Consider the following 19080-nt stretch of genomic DNA (forward strand, 5'->3'; position numbering starts at 1 on the left):
TCCGCAAGACTGCTCCTTCGCCGGGATGTCCGGCACATACCGGACCGGCCGTCATTTGCGGCCGGTCCAGTCATTCCATCCGAAAAAAAGGTAACTTCTTAGAGTGACGTCTGCAGAGAAATCCCCGTTCTACATCACCACCGCTATCAGCTACCCCAATGGCGTGCCGCACATCGGACACGCCTACGAGGTCATCGCGACTGATGCCATGGCGCGCTTCAAGCGCCTCGACGGACATGAGGTGTTCTTCATGACCGGCACGGACGAGCACGGGCTCAAGATGCAGCAGTCGGCCGAGAAGGAAGGCATTACCGCCAAGCAGCTCGCCGACCGCAACTCCGCGGCGTTCAAGCAGATGAGCCAGGACCTGGGAATCTCCCATGACCGTTTCATCCGCACCACGGACCCGGACCACTACACGGCGTCGCAAGCCATCTGGAAGAAGATGGAAGCGAACGGTGACATCTACTTGTCCAAGTACGAGGGCTGGTACTCGGTCCGCGACGAAGCGTATTACGTTGAGGACGATACTGTCGTCAAGGAAGACGGCCTACGTTACTCGAAAGAGACGGACACCCTCGTCACCTGGACTGCTGAGGAGAGCTACTTCTTCCGCTTGTCCGCTTACCAGGAGAAACTCCTGGCCCTCTATGAGGACCAGCCTGAGTTTGGTGCGCCGCAGTCCCGGTTCAACGAGGTCATCAGCTTTGTGAAGCGCGGACTTGATGATCTCTCCATCAGCCGCACCACTTTCGACTGGGGTGTTCCTGTTCCCGGCGACGAGAAGCACGTCATGTACGTCTGGGTGGATGCCTTGACGAATTACCTCACGGGTGCCGGATACCCGGACGTGGAGTCCGAGTCCTTCAGGAAATTCTGGCCTGCCGATGTCCACGTCATCGGCAAGGACATTTCCCGCTTCCACGCGATCTACTGGCCTGCCTTCCTCATGAGCGCCGGCCTGGCTTTGCCCAAGCGCGTCATGATCCACGGCTTCCTGACCAACAACGGCGTGAAGATGTCCAAATCCCTCGGCAATGTTGTCGCCCCACAGGACTTTGTGGCGCAGTACGGGCTGGACCAGTGCCGCTTCTTCTTCCTCCGGGAAGTCCCGTTTGGCGCCGATGGCAGTTACAACCATGAGGCAATCGTGGGCCGCATGAATTCGGACCTGGCCAACAACTTCGGCAATCTTGCCCAGCGTTCATTGTCCATGGTCGCGAAGAACTGTGAAGGTAAGGTTCCTGTCCCCGGAGAGTTCACGGCCGAGGACAACGCCTTGCTCGCCAAGGCCGGAGAATTGCTGGCTACCGCCCGGGGCGCCTTTGACAAGCAGGAGTTCAGTCGCGCCCTTGAGGCTATCTGGACAGTGCTGGGCGACACCAATGCCTACTTCGCCGATCAGGCCCCGTGGGTGCTGCGGAAGACCGACGTCGAGCGCATGAATACCGTGCTGTACGTCACCCTGGAAGTTGTCCGCATCGTGGCGATCCTTGCCCAGCCGGTGATGCCTTCCTCGTCCGCCAAGCTCCTTGAGGTGCTCGGACAGCCCGAAGGCGATGCCAGGCAATTTGCTGCCATCGCCACGCCGATCGTTCCGGGAACTGAACTTCCGGCTCCGACGCCGATCTTCCCGCGCTACGAGGAACCAGCGGAAGCGTAGGCACCGTTCGCTCTCTCACATAGCAGCCTTAAAGCAGAAATGCTCGCTCACATCCTCCCGTTCAGGGAAAGGAAGTGAGAGAGCATTTCTCATTGGGCAGGTTTGATGTGGGAGAGGGATTAGGCCGTGGCCAAGCCCTCCACGGGGGACAGCCGCGCTGCACGATGGGCAGGAATCACGGAGGCCAGCAAACCCGCCACTACGGCTACGCCGAACACCGTTGCGAGTTGCAGCCACGGAACTGCTGGCACAACATCAGCCACACCGCCAAGAGCGGCCTGGGCGCCCAGCCAACCATAGACGACGCCGATGCCCGCACCCAGGGCTGCGGCCACACCGGCTACGAGCACGGCCTCGATCGCGAGCATTCCCCGGAGTTGGCCCGTCGTCAGGCCCAGTGCCCTCAGCAAGGAGTTCTCCCGCGTTCGTTCAAGGACAGATAGGGACAACGTGTTCGCCACGCCGATCAGCGCAATCACCACGGCCACGCCCAGCAAGCCAGTAACCACCAGCAACAGGACGTCGATGATGCTGTTAAAAGTCACGCGCTCGATGGCAGCGCCACTGACAGTGCGTTCCTGCACGCCCAAGGCTGTGGCCACTTCCTTTTGAACGGCCTGGACACGGTCCGCCGATACCGAGTCGTCCAGTTTCACCCACACCATGGCGGGCATTTCCGGTAGGGGAGTGGAAGCAAGACTGGACTTCTCAACGAATGGCGGAATATGGCGCGTCCGCAGGACTTTGGCATCCAGCGATACGGAACCGGCCGCCGTCGAGATCTTCGCGGGTCCGCCTCGTGAGTCCTCGGGCAGGAAGACGGTACCGGGCCCCGGCTGCAGTGCGCCGTCGCGCAGCACGGACGCGGCATCGGCCGCGGAGATTGCATAGATGGTATTTCCACCATCAGGGGTGGCCTGCGCAAGAGTCCCGACTGCCGGGAGCAGGACTGCCGTATTGACGCCGTCGATTGCCTTGATGCGGGATACGGCCGCATCGCCGGAGCCGATGGCATCCGCCGCGGTCATCGCTCCAAGGTCCACCGGATAATTTTCAGCGAGGGTATCGTCGAAAGCTTGCCGTGAGGTTGCGGCGCCGGTCATCATCAGGGACACCAGTGTGACGCCAATCAGCAGTGCGGCGGCGGTAGCCGACGTTCGGGCGGGGTTGCGCGTGGCGTTGACTGCAGCCAGCTTCCCGGGAACACCCACAGGCGCGGCCAAGCGGCCTGCCACGGCCACCACCGTGGGGATGAACAGGGTTGAGCACAGCAGGATCCCGACAAAGGAGAGGGCTCCGCCGAACAAGGCAATCAGCAGTGAGACTGTGGTGCTGCCGAAAATCAGCAGTGACGCGCCTCCGAGGAGAGCCACCAGACCCAGAATCAGGCGGACCTTGCCACGCCGGTTGCCAACAGCAGCGTCGTCGGCGGGCCTTAGGGCAGCGAGGGGAGCGACGGCGGTAGCGGCTTTGGCGGGGACGAGGGCTGCGATGACGGTCAGCAGCGTTCCGGCCACAAGGCCCGCGATGATTGCCGACGGTGGTACAGCCAGGGTGGCAAAAGCCTGTTCAGGCTGTGTCTTCGCCCAAGAGATGAGCCCGTACATGAGGCCGGTTGCGGCAACCACGCCCAGCACGGAGGAAATGAATCCGACCACGGGGCCTCCAGCATGACGGATCCGCGGATTTGGGACCGGCCCGCGCCGAGACACCGAAGAAGCGCCAGTTCCCTTGTTCGCTGGGCTACCAGCACGGAGAACGTATTGGCCACCACCAGGGCGGAGACAAGGACAGCGACGCCTGCGAAGGCGAGCAGCACAACGGTCAGCTGGTCCTGGCCGGCGCTCAGCATGGCGACCGTCGAGGTGACCTTCTCCTGCGCGGTTTCCAGAGTGGGGGAATCGGCACCTGCCGCTTCCATGCGGTGCGCGATGTACTCCTTCTCTGCGGAGGCGTCTTCGCCGGATTGGAGGATGAATTGCAGTCCCGAATATCCTGCTCCGGCATCCTGCACCGCGTTCAGGACAGACTCTGAAGCGACCAGCTGGGCCGCCGAGGACGAGAACGGATCATTCGTGGCCTGAATCAGGCCGGTAACTTTCACCTTGGCGTTCTTGACGGGTCCGGCACCGTGCAGCTCGAGCGTACTTCCAACAGTCAGTCCGAGATGCTCTGCGGTCTTGACATCTAGGACGGCTTCGAAGGGCTGCGACGGCATGGAACCTGAGGACAAGACTGCGCCCTCCAAGGATGACGGCGCCGTATTTCGCAGCCGGCCGTGCTGCTCACCGCCACCGGCCACGAACGTCACGTAGGTGGATCGCTCGGCGTAGTGGTCCTTGACTGCGGGCGCGGACGCCGCGGCATCCACCGCGGCCTGGCTGAAGGCCTTACCGTTCTTGGATGTAGCAATAAGATCCGCGTTACGGTAGGCCTCGCCGATACTGGCGCCAAGTGAAGCATTGGTGCTCGCGCCCACCATAAGCGTGGCGGCGAGGAACATAACAGACAGCATCACGGCGAGCCCGATTGCGACGAATCGGCGGAAGTGCGTCGTCACTTGGGAGAGAGCTACGCGCAGCATGCCCTATGCCCCCAGCTTGCCGAGGGCCGTCAAAACTGAGTCTGCTGTGGGCTCCTGGATCTCGCCTACCAAGCCGCCATCGCTCATCAGCACCACGCGGTCGGCGTAACTTGCGGCGACGGGATCATGGGTCACCATGATGATGGTCTGGCCCATCTCCTGGCTGCTGCGACGCAGGAGCGCAAGCACTTCACCGCCGGCTTTGGAGTCCAGGTTGCCAGTCGGCTCGTCGCCAAATACGACGTCGGGACGCGTCAGCAGCGCTCGGGCTACGGCGACGCGCTGCTGCTGTCCGCCGGACAACTCGTGTGGTCGGTGCTTCAGCCGGTCCTTCAACCCGAGGGTGCTGACCACGGTATCCAGCCACCCGGCGTCGGCGGTTGTTCCCGCCAAAGCGAGCGGCAGCGTGATGTTCTGCTCCGCTGTCAGGGTGGGCACCAGATTGAAGGCCTGGAAGACGAAGCCAATGCGCTCGCGTCGAACGGCGGTGAGCTGGCGGTCGTTGAGCCCGGTGAGCTCTGTGCCGCCCAGGACGATCCGTCCGGAGTCCGCCGTATCAAGGCCGGCGAGGCAATGCATGAGCGTGGATTTGCCCGATCCGGAGGGTCCCATGATTGCGGTGAACTTGCCGGCGTCGAACCCCACCGATACCTCGTTCAGGGCCATGACACGTGTAGCGGCGCGTCCATAGCTCTTTGTCAGTGCGAACGCTTCGACTGCTGTGCGTGGCCTGGCTGCATCGGATTCAGCGGGACGGCCGTTGCCTGTTGGGTGGGGGAGGGGCGTGAAAGTTGTCATGTTTTCACGCTATGTGCCGGGATGCGCTGCTGGATCGGGCCAGGGACCCATTCCAGGCAAGGTCAGCTCATACTGTGGTCTGAGACCGAGGCTTAAAGCGATGCGCTAGCTTCCGGGGGCGACCACACCTGTCTCATAGGCGATGACCACCACCTGCACGCGGTCCCGGGCTCCAAGCTTGGCCAGAATGTGGCCGACGTGGGTCTTCACCGTGGCCTCTGACAGAAACAATCCTGCGGCTATTTCCGGATTGGACTGGCCCTGGGCGATCAGTTGGAAAACCTCGCGTTCACGCGCGGTGAGGCGTTCCACCGCGGCCGCGTGCCCGCTTTGTTCCGACGTCTGCTTTCTAAGCAGCGGAGCCACATGGTCCAACAACCTGCGCGTGGTGGATGGGGCGATCACCGCGTCGCCACGGTAGACCGTCCGGATGGCCTCCAGCAATTCCTCCGGCGGAGCGTCTTTGAGCAGGAACCCGCTGGCGCCTGCTTGGATCGCAGCCAAAGCATATTCGTCAAGGTCGAAGGTGGTGAGGACCACGATTTTGACCTCCGCCCGCTGGGAGCCCGACGGCTGGCCGGCTGCCTGTTCCAAAATGCGTCTCGTGGCTTCAATGCCGTCCATGCCCGGCATGCGCACATCCATCAGGACCACATCCGCCGTGGTGGCACTGAGGGCCTGGACTGCTTCGATTCCGTTGCCTGCCTCTGCGACCACCTGGAGATCGGGTTGGGAATTGATCAGCATGCCGAACCCCGAGCGGACCAAGTGCTGGTCATCGACGAGCACCACCCTGATGGGTGCGGGGTGTTCAAGCATGGCTTAGGCCTCCGAATAGGGAATGAAAGCGGACACACGGAAACCGCCGCCCTGCAAAGGGCCTGCGGTCAAGGAACCATCGTAAAGCGAGATGCGCTCGGCCATGCCCCGGAGGCCGTTTCCCCCACCTGAGGTGGGCGGATCAGCGGCGGCGCCCCGGCCGTCGTCGGCGATGTTCAGCTCTAAGCCGCGACTCTGCCATGTGAGAATCACACTCGCATCCGCCTGCGGTCCGGCATGCTTCACGACATTGGTGAGGGCTTCCTGAATGATCCGGTAGGCCGTGAGTTCGGCACCTGCCGGCAGTGCCCGGCGAGGCGTGCCGAGTTGTTCGAAGGAGACTTTGAGCCGGGCAGCGCGGAAGCCCAGAAGGAGTTCATCAAGATCGGAAAGCCTCGGTTGGGGCCTTGTCGGCGCCTCCTGGTCCGAGCGCAGCACGCCGAGCAGCCGTCGCATCTCACTTAGGGAATCCCGGCCCGTCGCAGCGATCGTGGCCAGCGCTTCGGTGGCCAGTTCCGGCTTTGCGGCGGCAGCGTACCGGGCACCATCGGCCTGGGTGATGATGACGGACAGGGAATGCGCCACGATGTCGTGCATTTCCCGAGCAATATGGGAGCGTTCATCAGCTGCGGCCAATTGGCGCTCTTGTTGCTGCTCGATTTCAAGGCGTCGGGTTCGGTCCTCAAGGGCCTGGAGCTGGAGCCGCCGTACTCGGGTAAGGTCGCCCAGCGTCCAACTGACCAGCACCAGCATCCAGATGAGGACTGTGTAGAGGGCCCCGATCGTTAGGCCCATGATGCCGGACTCCGCGGGGCTCGAGTATTCGCGCGTGGTGAGCATGACGCCGCCCAGCAATCCAAGCAGCAGGACCGTCCGGCTCGCCCACGCCGGTCCATAGGCAGCGGTGGCATAGATGACCAGGGGAACCGCGATTTGGCCGGCCACCGGCTCCGCGCCAACCGCCCACTGGATCAGGCACACCAAAACCACGACGGCGGCCGCGACCACGGGACGCGTGCGTCGCCACGCCAGGGGCAACAGCAGGCCGCAGGAGATGAAAAAGAGCAATGGGCGGTCGGCCACAAGATAGACAGGTCCGAATAAGAGGACCAGCAAGCACATGGCCGTCATGTCTACCTTGAAGCGGTTGATCCGGAACCATTCGTATATCTCGTGCCTTCTATCCACGGTAAGACTCTATGTGCTGGCTATGGGCCCGGGCGTCATGCCCTGGTCTGATTCGCTCCACTAGAATGTTCGAGGAGTGAGACGATTTTGACCAGCATGTGGATTGCTTGGCTAGATAGACCTATGAGTGCATCCTCCATCAATCTCGCTGTCATCCCCGGCGACGGCATTGGCCCCGAGGTCATCGCCGAAGCCGTCAAGGTCCTCGAAAAGGCTGTCGCCGCAGAAGGTGTAGCCCTTGAGCAGACCCACTACAAGCTCGGTGCCCAGCACTGGCTTGAGACGGGCGAGACCCTGCCGGACGAGGTCCTCGCAGACCTCCGCACGCGTGATGCCATTCTCTTTGGTGCAGTGGGAGCCGCTCCGGGTGACACCAGGATTCCCTCCGGCATCATCGAGCGCGAGATGCTGCTCAAGCTCCGCTTCAGCCTGGACCACTACGTGAACCTGCGCCCGTCACGCTTGTACGGAACCGTCGGGAGCCCACTGGCAAACCCCGGCATCATCGATTTCATTGTTGTCCGCGAAGGCACCGAAGGTCCCTACGTCGGCAACGGCGGCACCCTGCGCGGTGGCACGCCGCATGAGGTTGCCACGGAAGTCTCCCTTAACACTGCACACGGCGTGGAGCGCGTGGTGCGGGATGCATTCCGCCGCGCCAGCGAACGACCACGCAAGCACGTCACTCTTGTCCACAAGCACAACGTCCTGGTCTTCGCCGGACACTTGTGGAAGCGAACGGTTGAAGCAGTGGCCCAGGAATTCCCCGAGGTCACGCACGACTACCTGCACATCGATGCTGCAACCATCTTCATGGTTACCGATCCCTCGCGCTTCGATGTCATTGTCACCGACAACCTTTTCGGCGACATCCTGACCGACCTCGCAGCTGCCGTTACGGGCGGCATCGGCTTGGCGGCATCGGGCAACATCAACATGGACCGCACAGCACCGTCCATGTTCGAACCCGTTCACGGCTCAGCACCGGATATCGCCGGACAGCAAAAAGCCGATCCCACCGCGGCCATCCTCTCCGCAGTGCTCCTCCTGGACCACCTTGGCTACACCACGGCGGCCCGCAAGATCGAGGCGGCAGTGGTCGCCGACGTCGAAAGCCGCACCGGCGAGCCGCGCACTACTGCGGCGATCGGCGATGCCATTGCGGCCGCACTTTAGGCCCATTTCTCAGGCGTAAGCTTGTGTTGAATTATTTACCTGCTTCCCTGGTCCACCGCTGAACCGCTTCCTCCGGGACCCGTTTCGCGCCACCAGGTAGCTGACTGTGGAGGAAACATGACTCAGACTGCCCACGGCGTCGAATTCAGCCAGCAGCTTTCGGAAACCCCGAAGTCTGCTGAGGAGCGTGCAGCCGTCCTGGCGAACCCAGGCTTTGGCGATTACTTCACCGACCACACCGCCGTCGTCGACTACAAAGTTGACGCCGATGGCAATGGCGGTTGGCAGAACGCCCGGATCGAGCCCTACGGACCTATCTCCCTGGATCCCTCGGCTGCAGTGCTTCACTATGGCCAGGAGATCTTCGAGGGTCTTAAGGCATACCGCCACGCCGACGGTTCCGTGTGGACCTTCCGGCCGGAAGCGAACGCCGCGCGCCTGAACAAATCGGCCCGCCGGCTGGCCCTCCCGGAACTGCCCGAGGAATACTTCCTGGGTGCTATCCGCGAACTCGTGCAGGCTGACAAGGAATGGGTTCCTTCGGGCGACGGTGAAGCCCTGTACCTGCGCCCGTTCATGATCGCCACCGAGGCCTTCCTCGGTGTGYGGGCGGCCCGGGAAGTATCCTTCCGTGTCATTGCTTCTCCCGCCGGTAATTACTTCGGTGGCGAACTGAAGCCCGTTTCCATCTGGATTTCCCGTGAGTATGCACGCGCGGGCCGCGGTGGAACAGGTGCAGCCAAGTGCGGTGGCAACTACGCCGCCTCCCTCATTGCCCAGCAGGAAGCTGAGGCCAACGGCTGCAAGCAGGTACTTTTCCTGGACCACTTCAACGACGACGCCGTTGAAGAACTCGGTGGTATGAACGTCTTCTTCGTCATGAAGGACGGCTCGCTGGTTACCCCTGCCCTTACCGGTACCATCCTGGAGGGTGTGACCCGTTCTTCCGTGATCCAGGTTGCGAAGGACATGGGCCGCGAGGTTTCCGAGCGCAAGATCACGCTCGATGAGTGGCGCGAGGGAGTTGCTTCAGGCGACATTGCTGAAGTCTTCGCTTGCGGTACGGCAGCTGTGATCACCCCGATCGGTGTCCTCAAGGACGCCACGGAATTCATCGGATCCGAGGACGCAAAGGCTGGCGAAACCACTATGGCCATCCGACAGCAACTCCTGGGAATCCAGACCGGCACAGTGGAGGACACCCACGGCTGGCTGACCCGCCTGGTTTAGTCCGGGACGCAACTTAAGCGAACGACGGCGGCCCTCCTGCTTGGTGACAAGCGGAAGGGCCGCCGTTGTCATGCCCCGATGTTCTCTCACATCCTGACCGTTCCACCGGGATCTTCTCTCACATCCTGACCGTTCCACCGGGATCTTCTCTCACATCCTGATATGGGGACATCAAAGACGCGGCCGCCGTCGAATTCGAACTGACGGGGCATCGGTGGAAAACGGTTCCGATGTGAGAGAACATCGCCGGAAAAGGCCCCGGATGTGAGAGTGGATCGGAAGTGGTGCAAGATGGGACAGTGACTTCAGAATCAATGGAGACTTCCAACGACTCACCTGCCGGCGACTACACCTCTTCACGTGCCGGCACCTCTGCGCTGCAACGGAGCAGCGGCCTCACCCGCTTCCGGCTGGCACCGAATCCTGGCCCGATGAGCCTGGATGGCACCAACTCGTACGTCATCGGCACCGCCGATTCCGGCCACGTTGCGGTGGTGGATCCTGGCCCGGAAGACGAAGGGCACTTGGCCGAGCTGGCAGCGTCAGGCGTGGTGGACGTCGTGCTTATTACGCACCGCCACGCTGACCACACAGCCGCGTCAGCCAGGTTCCATGAACGGACAGGTGCTCCGGTCAGGGCTGCTGCCGCGGAGTACTGCCACGGCGGAGATCCCCTCGTGGACGGCGAAGTCCTCCACGCCGGCGGAGTGGAGATCCGTGTCCTGGCAACGCCTGGCCACACATCGGATTCCCTCTGCTTCCATCTCCCCGCAGACGGTCCCACAGGCTCCGTCCTCACCGGCGACACCATCCTGGGCCGCGGCACCACGGTGCTGGACTACCCCGATGGCCGCCTGGGCGATTACCTCGCCAGTCTGGACCGACTCGAATCGCTGGGCCCGGCTACGCTCCTTCCCGCCCATGGCCCGGTGCTCGCTGCCCTGGACGCCAAATGCCGCGAGTACCGCGAACATCGCCACCAGCGGCTCGACCAGATCCGGGCTGCCCTTGCACAGCTCGGCCAGGACGCGCCGATTGCCGCAGTCACGGATGCGGTGTATCCCGACGTCGACCCTTCCGTCAGATGGGCGGCTGAGACTTCGGTTGCGGCGCAGTTGGATTACCTTCGAAGCTAGCGGGCAAACGCCCAAGCGCTGGACGGTAGGCTTGAGCCCATGCGTATCGCCCGGTTTGTAGTTGATTCTGATCCCCTTTATGGCGTTGTTGAAGGCGAGCCCGGCAGTGAGGAAATCACTGTCATCAACGGCGACCCCTTCTTCAATGGCGTCGAACGTACCCACACGAAGCACAAGCTTGAGGATGTGCGGCTCCTTGCGCCGATCATTCCGCGGAGCAAGGTGATCGGCGTTGGACGTAACTTTGCCGAGCATGCTGCTGAGCTGGGCAACGAGGTTCCGCAGCATCCATTGCTCTTCCTCAAGCCGAACACCTCGGTCATCGGGCCAAACGATCCGATCGTCCTCCCGGAGTTCTCCGATGAAGTCTCCTTCGAAGCGGAGCTTTGCGTCATCATCGGCCGTATCTGCAAGGACGTCCCTGAGGAACGTGCTGACGACGTCATTTTTGGTTACACCTGCGGAAACGACCTCACTGCCCGGGACGTCCAGAAAACGGATCTTCAGTGGGCCCGTGCCAAGGGCTTTGACACTTCCGCTCCGCTGGGCCCGTGGATCGAAACCGATCTCGACCACGAAGACTTGTCCATCCAGGGCCGGCTCAACGGCGAACTCCGACAGGACGGCAGCACCAGCCAGATGATCCGGGGCGTGCGCGAGCTCGTCTCGATTGTTTCGCACGCGTTCACCCTGCTTCCGGGCGACGTCATCATGACGGGAACCCCGGCCGGTGTCGGCCTGGTCAGTGAGGGCGACCGCTTCGAAGTGGAGATTGAAGGCATCGGGCGTTTATCCAACCCGGTGGTTCGCCGCTAGCGGCCGCACCAGAGCATAAGCCCGACGGCGGCACGAGCCTTTCGCACGGAAGGCGCGGGCCGTCGTCGAGCCTTTCCTGCGGGGAACAGGGCCTATATCAAGCGGTAAAGTTGAAGCACTATGACTACTGCTTCTGCGTCCAACGCTGCCTCCAGCGCCATCCCTGCCGTCAACGCCGAGACTCCAGTCCGCGTTCGTTTCTGCCCGTCGCCTACGGGAACGCCGCACGTTGGCCTGATCCGGACCGCCCTGTTCAACTGGGCTTACGCGCGCCACACCGGTGGCAAGCTGATCTTCCGCATCGAGGACACCGACTCTGCCCGCGACAGCGAGGAGAGCTACCACCAGCTGCTGGATGCCCTCAAGTGGCTCGGCATCGACTGGGATGAGGGCGTCGAGGTAGGCGGGCCGCACGAGCCGTACCGCCAGTCACAGCGCGGAGACATCTACCAGGACGTCATCGCCAAGCTCACGGCCGGGGGACACGTCTACGAGTCCTACTCCACGCCGGACGAGATCGAAGCCCGCCACCGGGCAGCTGGCCGCGACCCCAAACTTGGCTATGACGGCTTCGACCGCCACCTGACCGAGGAACAGCTTGCCCAGTTCAAGGCCGAAGGCCGGGAAGCCGTGCTGCGCCTTCGCATGCCGGACGAGGACCTGACCTTCAACGACCTCGTCCGTGGCGAGATTACTTTCAAGGCGGGCTCCGTTCCCGACTTTGCAGTGGTTCGTGCCAATGGTGCTCCGCTGTACACGCTGGTGAACCCGGTTGACGATGCCCTCATGGGCATCACGCACGTGCTTCGCGGGGAGGACCTCCTGAGCTCCACCCCCCGGCAGATCGCGCTGTATCGGGCGCTCTACGCCATCGGAGTGGCGGAGTACATGCCGGAGTTCGGTCACCTGCCCTACGTCATGGGCCAGGGAAACAAGAAGCTTTCCAAGCGGGATCCGGAATCCAGCCTCTTCCTGCACCGCGAGCGTGGCTTCATCCCCGAGGGTCTGCTCAACTACCTTTCCCTGCTGGGCTGGTCCTTGAGTGCGGATGAGGACATCTTCACCGTGGCGGAGCTTGTGGCCAACTTCGACATCCACGATGTCCTGGGTAACCCCGCGCGCTTCGACCTCAAGAAGGCCGAGGCCATCAACGGGACCCATGTGCGCCTGCTCGAGCCGGAGGATTTCAAGCAGCGGCTCGTCCCCTACCTCCGCGCCGCAGGCTTCGTGGGGGAGATCCTTACCACTCGTCAGGAGGAGATCCTCGCAGAGGCGGCTCCGCTGGTTCAGGAGCGCATTACCCTGTTGGGCGAAGCTCCTGAGATGTTGGCCTTCCTTTTCAAGGCCGACGACGCGATCGATGTTGCTGACGACGCCCGCAAGGGGCTCCCGGAGAACCTGCAGGAAGTGCTTGACGCGGCACTTGCTGCGTTGGAGCCCATCGAGGATTGGACCGCTGAGAACATTCAGACGGCACTCAAGCAGGCATTGGTCGAGGACCTTGGCATCAAGCCCCGCGCCGCCTTTGGGCCGGTGCGTACCGCTATTTCAGGCCGACGCATTTCTCCGCCGCTGTTCGAGTCAATGGTGATCCTGGGTAAGGATTCCTCGTTGGCCCGCGTTCGCGCGTTCCGGGGCTAGGCGGCAAAGGTCATGGCTATTGCAAGCTCCTTCGGAACTATCCGCGGTGTTCTGTTCGACATCGACGACACCTTGGTGGACCTTGAGTACGCCATGACAACGGCTCTGCGTGATGTCAGCGAACATCTCCTGCCCGGCCTTGACCAGGCCGGGTGGGTGAAGTTCGGCCGTATCTTCACCCACGAAACAACGCATTTCTATGACCGCTACCTTGCTGGGGAATTGACGTTCAATGAGCAACGCCTTTTGAGGGGCCGGGCAGCCTTGGGCCACTTTGGCGTGGAGCTCGGAGACGGTGAGGAATCGCAGTCGTGGGTTGCTGAGTACCATCAGCGGCAGACTGCCTATGTGCGCGCTTTCGACGACGTCGCTGGCGTGCTCGATGCGCTCGACGATGCGGACATTCCGTATGGCGCTGTCAGCAATAACGTTCATGACTACCAGCGGGCAAAGTTGGATGGGGCGGGCTTGTCCAGGATCAAGATCCTGGTAGGAACGGATACGGTGGGCGTGCCGAAGCCGGATCCTGCCATCTACCTGGAGGGCGTGCGGCTGCTGGGGACAGAACCCGGCGAAACACTCTATGTCGGGGACAACCGGCTTCTTGACGCCGATGGCGCGACGGCGGCCGGCCTGATTGGCGTCTGGCTGAACAGGACCGGCGAAGAGGTCGAAGGGTTCGATGGGCGTCAGGTGGATTCGTTGTCGAGACTGCTCGTTACGGCACCTTCGGCAGCCTGACATCCATGTGATGCAGGTAACGGCCCAGCGATTTGTGCAGGTGACAAGACTCCGGTAGAGTCATTACTCGTGCTGAGGGGCACGGAGGAAAAAGCCAAGGGAAACCACGGCGACGAACTCCGGTCCGAAAGTCACTTTGGGATATGGTGTAATTGGCAACACTACGGTTTCTGGTACCGTCATTCTAGGTTCGAGTCCTGGTATCCCAGCTCTGAAATTCCGCGTTATTGCAGCGGAAAATCGGAATTTCACATCGCATAGTCGATTTGGAAGAGAGCTGAAAGTATGAAATACTCATTCAGCTTGTTCGCCGGAAACGGCGACAAAAAAGTGCAAGGCCCCATCGTATAGCGGCCTAGTACGCCGCCCTCTCACGGCGGTAACGCGGGTTCGAATCCCGCTGGGGTCACAAACAATTCCCCCGGAACTTCGGTTCCGGGGGAATTCTTGGTTTAAGCGCATTTTCTCCTATAACCCGACATTCACGTTAAGTCGAGCCCCGGCTGACCCGCTGACAGTCTGCGGGCTGGCATGATGATGCTGTGACCGCACATGAAGAGCCGCCAAGAGCAGGGGTCAGTCCTGTCACCAGTAAAGCCCAGGCTGATGCTGTCAACACCCTTGAAGCTGCGCGGAAGGAACTTGCCGGCGTTGCGTTGCCCCTCTCCCTGCCCGACGCCGAAGAGGGGCGCCACTGGATCCGGGAGACCCTGGCACAGCTCGACGACTACGTGATTCCCCGGTACCGCAGCCTGGACGCTCCACTGTTGGCCGTCGTCGGCGGTTCCACTGGCGCCGGTAAGTCGACGCTGGTCAATGCCCTTGTGGGTTACCCGGTGACACGCGCCGGGGCCATCAGGCCCACGACGCGCCAGCCCATCCTCCTTCACCACCCGCAGGACGCGGAGTGGTTTGAGGGCCAGCGCATACTTCCCAACCTGGACCGCGTCAGGGGCCGAGTGTCCGCGGATCCGCTGCCTGCACGTCAAGCCGGTGTCACACCGGATGCCCAGTCGATTGCCTCGCTGGTGCTCCTGGCACACGATCAGGTACCTCGGGGCATCGCGATTCTGGATGCGCCCGACGTCGACTCGATTTCAGATGACAACCGAAGGCTCGCAGGCCAGTTGCTGGCCGCGGCCGACCTTTGGGTGTTCGTGACCACGGCCAACAGATACGCCGACGCCGTGCCTTGGCGCCTGCTCGTGGATGCGGCGTCGCGGGACATCACGGTAGCCGTGGTGCTGGACCGCGTGCCACCGGCAGCGGAGGAAGAAGTCACGACGGACCTTAAGGCAATGTTGGACCACCAGGGACTGGCTGGTGCGGAACTCTTCGTGGTGCAGGAAAGCGATTTGGACGATTTGGGAATGCTGCCGGCCGAAGCTGTCAGCGGCTTGCGTCTTTGGCTTGCGAACCTGGCGGCGGATGCCGCCGGGCGGACGGAGGTCGCGCGCCGCACGCTCAATGGTGCCGTTAACGCCGTGAGTAACCGGTTTGAACGTATTGCAGCTGCGGCTGCGGCCCAGGATGCTGCGGCCCGCGAGCTGCGCTCCGTCTGCGTTCACGAATACGACGACGCCCTACTGCGCATTCTGGAAGCAACCAAGGACGGTGCGCTGCTCCGCGGGGAAGTGCTCGCTCGATGGCAGGATTTTGTGGGCACGGGTGAATTCTTCCGTGCGCTGGAGCAAAACATAGGGCGCATGCGGGACCGGATGGGAGCATTCTTCAGAGGTGAACCAGCCCCGGCTGTGAAAGTCGAGACCGCGATCGAAACAGGTTTGCAAGCCGTGATTCTTGATGAGGCCGCCAATGCCGCAGAAAACGTGGACCGGCGCTGGCGCTCGGATACGGCAGGCCGCCAGCTCCTGGGTGTGGCAGACCTTTCCGGCACCAGTCCTGGCTTTGACGCGAAGGCCGCTGCCGCCATCCGTTCCTGGCAGGAGGGACTCATGGAACTGATCCGCACCCAGGGCCAGGAAAAACGCACCCAGGCCCGTTGGCTCTCCTTCGGCGTGAACGGGCTCGGCGCAGCGCTGATGGTGGTGGTTTTCTCCATGACTGCCGGTTTGACCGGATTGGAGCTAGGCATTGCCGGTGGAACGGCCGTTGTTGGACAGAAGCTGCTTGAAGCTGTCTTCGGTGAAGATGCCGTGCGTCGACTGGCCCAGCAGGCCAGGGCCGATCTCCATACGTACTGCCAGCGCCTTCTCGACGAGGAGCGGGGCAGGTTCCTTGGCCGGCTGGAGGCCACTGGTCTGGACGCTGACACCGTGCATAGCGGCATGGACCTCGCCCGCCACGCCAAGTCCCTCCGCCGCTTGGCTGGGGCCGCATGAGCCGGCACAGCCAAATCCGGGAATCGTCTCAACTCCAGCGGCGGCTTGAAGCGCTGAATGCAGCACGCGAACTGGCCGAAGGGGTGCTGCCCGAGCAGGAACTGGATTCGGTGTATGAAGTCCTTGAACGGGCCACGTCCAGACGCTCGTTGTCGGCAGGGCACACTGTGGTGGGCTTTTTCGGGGCCACAGGAAGTGGCAAGTCATCCTTGTTCAATGCCGTTTCCAGCAGCAATCTCGCAACCGCGGCAGCCCGTCGTCCCACGACGTCCGCGCCGTTGGCAGGAATCTGGGGCGAGGAAGGCAGCGGGCCGTTGCTGGACTGGCTCGGTGTGCAGGAGCGGCACAGCCTGCCTGGGATGCCCGGCCTGGCCACTGCGGAGAGCGGCCTGATCCTGCTGGACCTTCCCGACTTTGACTCAACGAAAGTGGAGAACCGGGAGGTAGTCCAGCGAATGGTCGGGATGGTGGACGTCCTGGTCTGGGTGCTGGACCCACAGAAGTATGCAGATGCCGCCGTGCACAACGACTTTCTGCGCCCGATGGCCACCCATGGAGCAGTCACCCTTGTTGTCTTGAACCAAATAGATAAGCTCAATCACGCCGACACCGCTGATGTGCTTCATTCCCTGAAAGGCATCCTGCAGCGCGACGGTCTGGATAATGTTCGGGTCCTGGGCGCCTCAGCACTGACTGGCGACGGCGTCGACGCCGTCCGTAGTGCTATCAGGGACGTCGTGGTCCAGCGGGAGGCCGCGACTAAGCGCCTGGCTGCCGACGTCGCCAAGTCTGCTGCGGAACTGGCCCAGGTGTCAGGCAACGGCGAGGCCCGCGGCGTCAAGGCAAACACCAAAGCCAAACTCGCGAATGAATTGTCGACGGCGGCCAACGTACCTCTGGTGGTTGACGCGGTAGCGCGATCCTTCAAGAGGGAATCGGCGCGCAGGACTGGATGGCCCGTGACGCGCTGGTTGCTGCGCTTCCGGCCTGATCCCCTGCGGAGGCTGAACCTGGGCAGGCAGGACACCAAGCCCGAGCTCAACCGGACTTCCTTGCCGGTAGCGGGTGCACCTGAACGGGCGAGGACAGATGCCGCCGTGCGTGATTTTGTGGATGAGGCTTCCGAAGGCGCACCGTGCCCGTGGCGGGCGTCCATCCGTGCTGTGGCGAGGGAAGGCCGCGAGCACCTGCCGGATGCCCTGGACCAGGCCATCGCCGGGACGAATCTCAAAACGTCGCAGCGCCCGTTCTGGTGGCTGTTGTTCAACACACTTCAATGGCTGGCACTTCTCCTGGCAGTCGGCGGCCTCGGCTGGCTTGGGGTCTTGGCGGCGCTCGGCTATTTCCAAATGCCCGTCCCGGAGGTGCCCCGGACCGAGGGGTGGCCCTGGCCTACGTTGATGGTGGCCTGCGGAGTGGTTCTGGGGATTGTTCTGGCAGTCTTGGGCAGAATCATCGGCGGCTGGGCCGCGCGTCTGCGCGTCAAAGGCGTGGCCAAACGACTGAAGGCAGGAATAGCAGGCGTAGCTGAGCAGCGCATCGTGGAACCGGTAGAGGTGGAGATTGCGCGCTTGGCCGCATTCAACGCGGCATTAAAAACCGCGCGCGCAGGATAGGGATACATCTAGAGATCGGCCGCAGCGTCCCTGACCTTGATAAGGGTCCGAAGGTTCCGCGTAGTGGTGCTGGCCTTGTACCGCGGTTTGGCGGACAGTTTGCTGAAAGGACTTTCCAATGTGCCTCCGGCGGGTGCAAGCCACGCCGAAGCTTCCGGCCCAAGCCGCACCTGTTCCACGCCACCAAGGGCCTCTCCGGACTCAAAGAGTTCGTCCAGCATGGCTTCGTCGGAGGTGAGCGTGATGTAGCTGTGCGTGGCCTTGTCATCGGCGGGGTACGGGCATGCATCCACGAGTTCGGCCACCCGTGAAGAAGTGAGGACAACAACCCAGGCGTCGTAGCCGAAGGATTCACGCAGGCACTTTTCGAACTGGGCCTTTACATCCGTGATGCTCAAATCACTCTTCAGGACAACGTTTCCACTCGCCAGAAGCGTCTTGACGTCAGAGAATGGGTAGGCCTTAAGAGCTGATTTCAGGTCCGCCATCTTGATGTTGATCCCGCTGACGTTGATGYCCCTGAGGAATACGGCATAGGTGTTCATGGATGTCCCCCTTCAAAGACAGAAGCCCTAGTCGTTGTTCTTGCGCAAGGCTTCGGTCAGTACCCGTGCGGCATTGCAGACGACCTCCGCATGCAGGCGTCCCGGCTGACGCGTGAGGCGCTCAATCGGACCTGAAATGGAAACGGCGGCTATGACCCTTCCGGACGGCCCACGGACCGGAGCGGAAACTGAGGCGACCCCAGGCTCGCGTTCGCCCAGGCTCTGACCCCAGCCCCGGCGTCGTACTCCTGCCAGGACGGTGGGCGTAAAGCGGGCGTTCTGGAGTCCTTCCAGCAGCCGGTCGTGGTCTTCCCAAGCGAGGAGGACCTGCGCTGCGGAGCCGGCTTTCATGGACAATTGGGTTCCCACCGGAATGGTGTCGCGCAGGCCGATCGGCCGCTCCGCTGAGGCAACGCACACGCGCCAATCGCCCTGCCTGCGGAAAATCTGGGCGCTCTCGCCGGTAGCGTCCCGCAGCTGGATAAGCACTGGCCCCGCGGAAGCGATGAGCCGGTCTTCACCAGCGGCAGATGCGAGTTCCACGAGCCGGCTGCCCAGGACGAATCGGCCCTGGATGTCACGGCTGACCAGGCGGTGGTGGACCAGGGCCAGCGCGAGCCGGTGAACGGTCGGCCGGGCAAGGCCCGTAGCCGCTACAAGTTGTGCGAGTGTCGTCGGGCCGGCCTCGAGGGCATCGAGTACTTGGGCCGCTTTATCAATGACACCGACTCCACTAGAATTGTCCATGTAATGATATTGCCGTCTCAATATCTGAGATGCAAGTT

16 protein-coding genes and 2 tRNA genes are annotated in these 19080 nt (G+C 62.4%); 11 read left to right on the plus strand and 7 right to left on the minus strand.

Features of this window, described 5'->3' with window-relative positions:
• Positions 1–103 precede the first annotated feature (103 nt).
• Positions 104–1663 carry a methionine--tRNA ligase gene (gene metG, locus AB4Y87_RS08380; protein ID WP_442003915.1) on the plus strand — a complete coding sequence of 520 codons (1560 nt, stop codon included), beginning with the start codon at positions 104–106 and terminating at the stop codon, positions 1661–1663.
• Positions 1664–1782: 119 nt separating this feature from the next.
• Here metG and AB4Y87_RS08385 read toward each other — a convergent pair whose 3' ends face one another.
• The 5 genes from AB4Y87_RS08385 to AB4Y87_RS08405 form a co-directional block, all read right to left on the minus strand.
• Positions 1783–3270: an FtsX-like permease family protein gene (locus tag AB4Y87_RS08385; RefSeq protein WP_442003990.1), complete on the minus strand. Its 1488-nt coding sequence runs from the start codon at positions 3268–3270 to the stop codon at positions 1783–1785.
• On the minus strand, positions 3162–4247 hold the full coding sequence (locus AB4Y87_RS08390; RefSeq protein ID WP_442003916.1) for an ABC transporter permease: 1086 nt from the start codon (positions 4245–4247) through the stop codon (positions 3162–3164). Before AB4Y87_RS08390 ends, AB4Y87_RS08385 begins: the two co-directional genes overlap by 109 nt.
• 3 nt (positions 4248–4250) lie before the next feature.
• Positions 4251–5045, minus strand: a complete 795-nt coding sequence (locus tag AB4Y87_RS08395; RefSeq protein WP_442003917.1) for an ABC transporter ATP-binding protein — start codon at positions 5043–5045, stop codon at positions 4251–4253.
• A gap of 105 nt (positions 5046–5150) precedes the next feature.
• Complete coding sequence (locus AB4Y87_RS08400) at positions 5151–5864, minus strand: response regulator (protein ID WP_442003918.1); 714 nt, start codon at positions 5862–5864, stop codon at positions 5151–5153.
• 3 nt (positions 5865–5867) lie between these two features.
• Entirely contained in the window at positions 5868–7052 is a 1185-nt protein-coding gene (locus AB4Y87_RS08405; protein ID WP_442003919.1) for a sensor histidine kinase, read from the minus strand.
• A gap of 123 nt (positions 7053–7175) precedes the next feature.
• On the opposite strand from AB4Y87_RS08405, the gene AB4Y87_RS08410 reads away from it, so the two are divergent.
• The 10 genes from AB4Y87_RS08410 (at position 7176) to AB4Y87_RS08455 (ending at position 17750) form a co-directional block, all read left to right on the plus strand.
• Positions 7176–8228, plus strand: coding sequence for a 3-isopropylmalate dehydrogenase (locus AB4Y87_RS08410; RefSeq protein WP_442003920.1), 1053 nt, complete (start codon positions 7176–7178; stop codon positions 8226–8228).
• 117 nt (positions 8229–8345) lie between these two features.
• On the plus strand, positions 8346–9458 hold the full coding sequence (locus tag AB4Y87_RS08415; protein WP_442003921.1) for a branched-chain amino acid aminotransferase: 1113 nt from the start codon (positions 8346–8348) through the stop codon (positions 9456–9458).
• A 299-nt stretch (positions 9459–9757) separates the two neighbouring features.
• Entirely contained in the window at positions 9758–10594 is an 837-nt protein-coding gene (locus AB4Y87_RS08420; RefSeq protein WP_442003922.1) for an MBL fold metallo-hydrolase, read from the plus strand.
• 39 nt (positions 10595–10633) lie between these two features.
• Positions 10634–11410 carry a fumarylacetoacetate hydrolase family protein gene (locus tag AB4Y87_RS08425; protein WP_442003923.1) on the plus strand — a complete coding sequence of 259 codons (777 nt, stop codon included), beginning with the start codon at positions 10634–10636 and terminating at the stop codon, positions 11408–11410.
• Between the two features lie 120 nt (positions 11411–11530).
• Positions 11531–13051 carry a glutamate--tRNA ligase gene (gltX, locus tag AB4Y87_RS08430; protein WP_442003924.1) on the plus strand — a complete coding sequence of 507 codons (1521 nt, stop codon included), beginning with the start codon at positions 11531–11533 and terminating at the stop codon, positions 13049–13051.
• Positions 13052–13063: 12 nt separating this feature from the next.
• The gene (locus AB4Y87_RS08435; RefSeq protein ID WP_442003925.1) at positions 13064–13792 is read left to right on the plus strand and encodes an HAD family hydrolase; all 729 of its coding nucleotides are present in this window, start codon (positions 13064–13066) and stop codon (positions 13790–13792) included.
• A 137-nt stretch (positions 13793–13929) separates the two neighbouring features.
• Positions 13930–14001 (plus strand) — tRNA-Gln (locus AB4Y87_RS08440).
• A 127-nt stretch (positions 14002–14128) separates the two neighbouring features.
• Positions 14129–14201: transfer RNA gene (locus AB4Y87_RS08445), tRNA-Glu, on the plus strand.
• A gap of 133 nt (positions 14202–14334) precedes the next feature.
• On the plus strand, positions 14335–16134 hold the full coding sequence (locus AB4Y87_RS08450) for a dynamin family protein (RefSeq protein WP_442003926.1): 1800 nt from the start codon (positions 14335–14337) through the stop codon (positions 16132–16134).
• A complete protein-coding gene (locus tag AB4Y87_RS08455; protein WP_442003927.1) occupies positions 16131–17750 on the plus strand; it encodes a GTPase in 1620 nt (539 codons plus the stop codon). The genes AB4Y87_RS08450 and AB4Y87_RS08455 overlap by 4 nt, the downstream gene beginning before the upstream one ends.
• Before the next feature lie 8 nt (positions 17751–17758).
• On the opposite strand, the gene AB4Y87_RS08460 is transcribed toward AB4Y87_RS08455, so the two are convergent.
• Together AB4Y87_RS08460 and AB4Y87_RS08465 are read right to left on the minus strand one after the other, a co-directional pair.
• Positions 17759–18295, minus strand: coding sequence for a DUF1697 domain-containing protein (locus tag AB4Y87_RS08460; protein WP_442003928.1), 537 nt, complete (start codon positions 18293–18295; stop codon positions 17759–17761).
• 27 nt (positions 18296–18322) lie between these two features.
• Positions 18323–19042: an IclR family transcriptional regulator gene (locus AB4Y87_RS08465; RefSeq protein ID WP_014922101.1), complete on the minus strand. Its 720-nt coding sequence runs from the start codon at positions 19040–19042 to the stop codon at positions 18323–18325.
• Positions 19043–19080: the final 38 nt, after the last annotated feature.

The organism is Paenarthrobacter sp. RAF54_2 (assembly GCF_052113945.1).
Classification (GTDB): Bacteria; Actinomycetota; Actinomycetes; order Actinomycetales; family Micrococcaceae; genus Arthrobacter.

What these genes read in the sequence shown, in the direction of transcription:
- AB4Y87_RS08385 (WP_442003990.1), bottom strand. Translation starts at nt 3,270, where the DNA reads ATGTACGGGCTCATCTCTTGGGCGAAGACACAGCCTGAACAGGCTTTT.
- AB4Y87_RS08390 (WP_442003916.1), bottom strand. Translation starts at nt 4,247, where the DNA reads ATGCTGCGCGTAGCTCTCTCCCAAGTGACGACGCACTTCCGCCGATTC.
- AB4Y87_RS08395 (WP_442003917.1), bottom strand. Translation starts at nt 5,045, where the DNA reads ATGACAACTTTCACGCCCCTCCCCCACCCAACAGGCAACGGCCGTCCC.
- AB4Y87_RS08400 (WP_442003918.1), bottom strand. Translation starts at nt 5,864, where the DNA reads ATGCTTGAACACCCCGCACCCATCAGGGTGGTGCTCGTCGATGACCAG.
- AB4Y87_RS08410 (WP_442003920.1), top strand. Translation starts at nt 7,176, where the DNA reads ATGAGTGCATCCTCCATCAATCTCGCTGTCATCCCCGGCGACGGCATT.
- AB4Y87_RS08425 (WP_442003923.1), top strand. Translation starts at nt 10,634, where the DNA reads ATGCGTATCGCCCGGTTTGTAGTTGATTCTGATCCCCTTTATGGCGTT.
- gltX (WP_442003924.1), top strand. Translation starts at nt 11,531, where the DNA reads ATGACTACTGCTTCTGCGTCCAACGCTGCCTCCAGCGCCATCCCTGCC.
- AB4Y87_RS08435 (WP_442003925.1), top strand. Translation starts at nt 13,064, where the DNA reads ATGGCTATTGCAAGCTCCTTCGGAACTATCCGCGGTGTTCTGTTCGAC.
- AB4Y87_RS08455 (WP_442003927.1), top strand. Translation starts at nt 16,131, where the DNA reads ATGAGCCGGCACAGCCAAATCCGGGAATCGTCTCAACTCCAGCGGCGG.
- AB4Y87_RS08465 (WP_014922101.1), bottom strand. Translation starts at nt 19,042, where the DNA reads ATGGACAATTCTAGTGGAGTCGGTGTCATTGATAAAGCGGCCCAAGTA.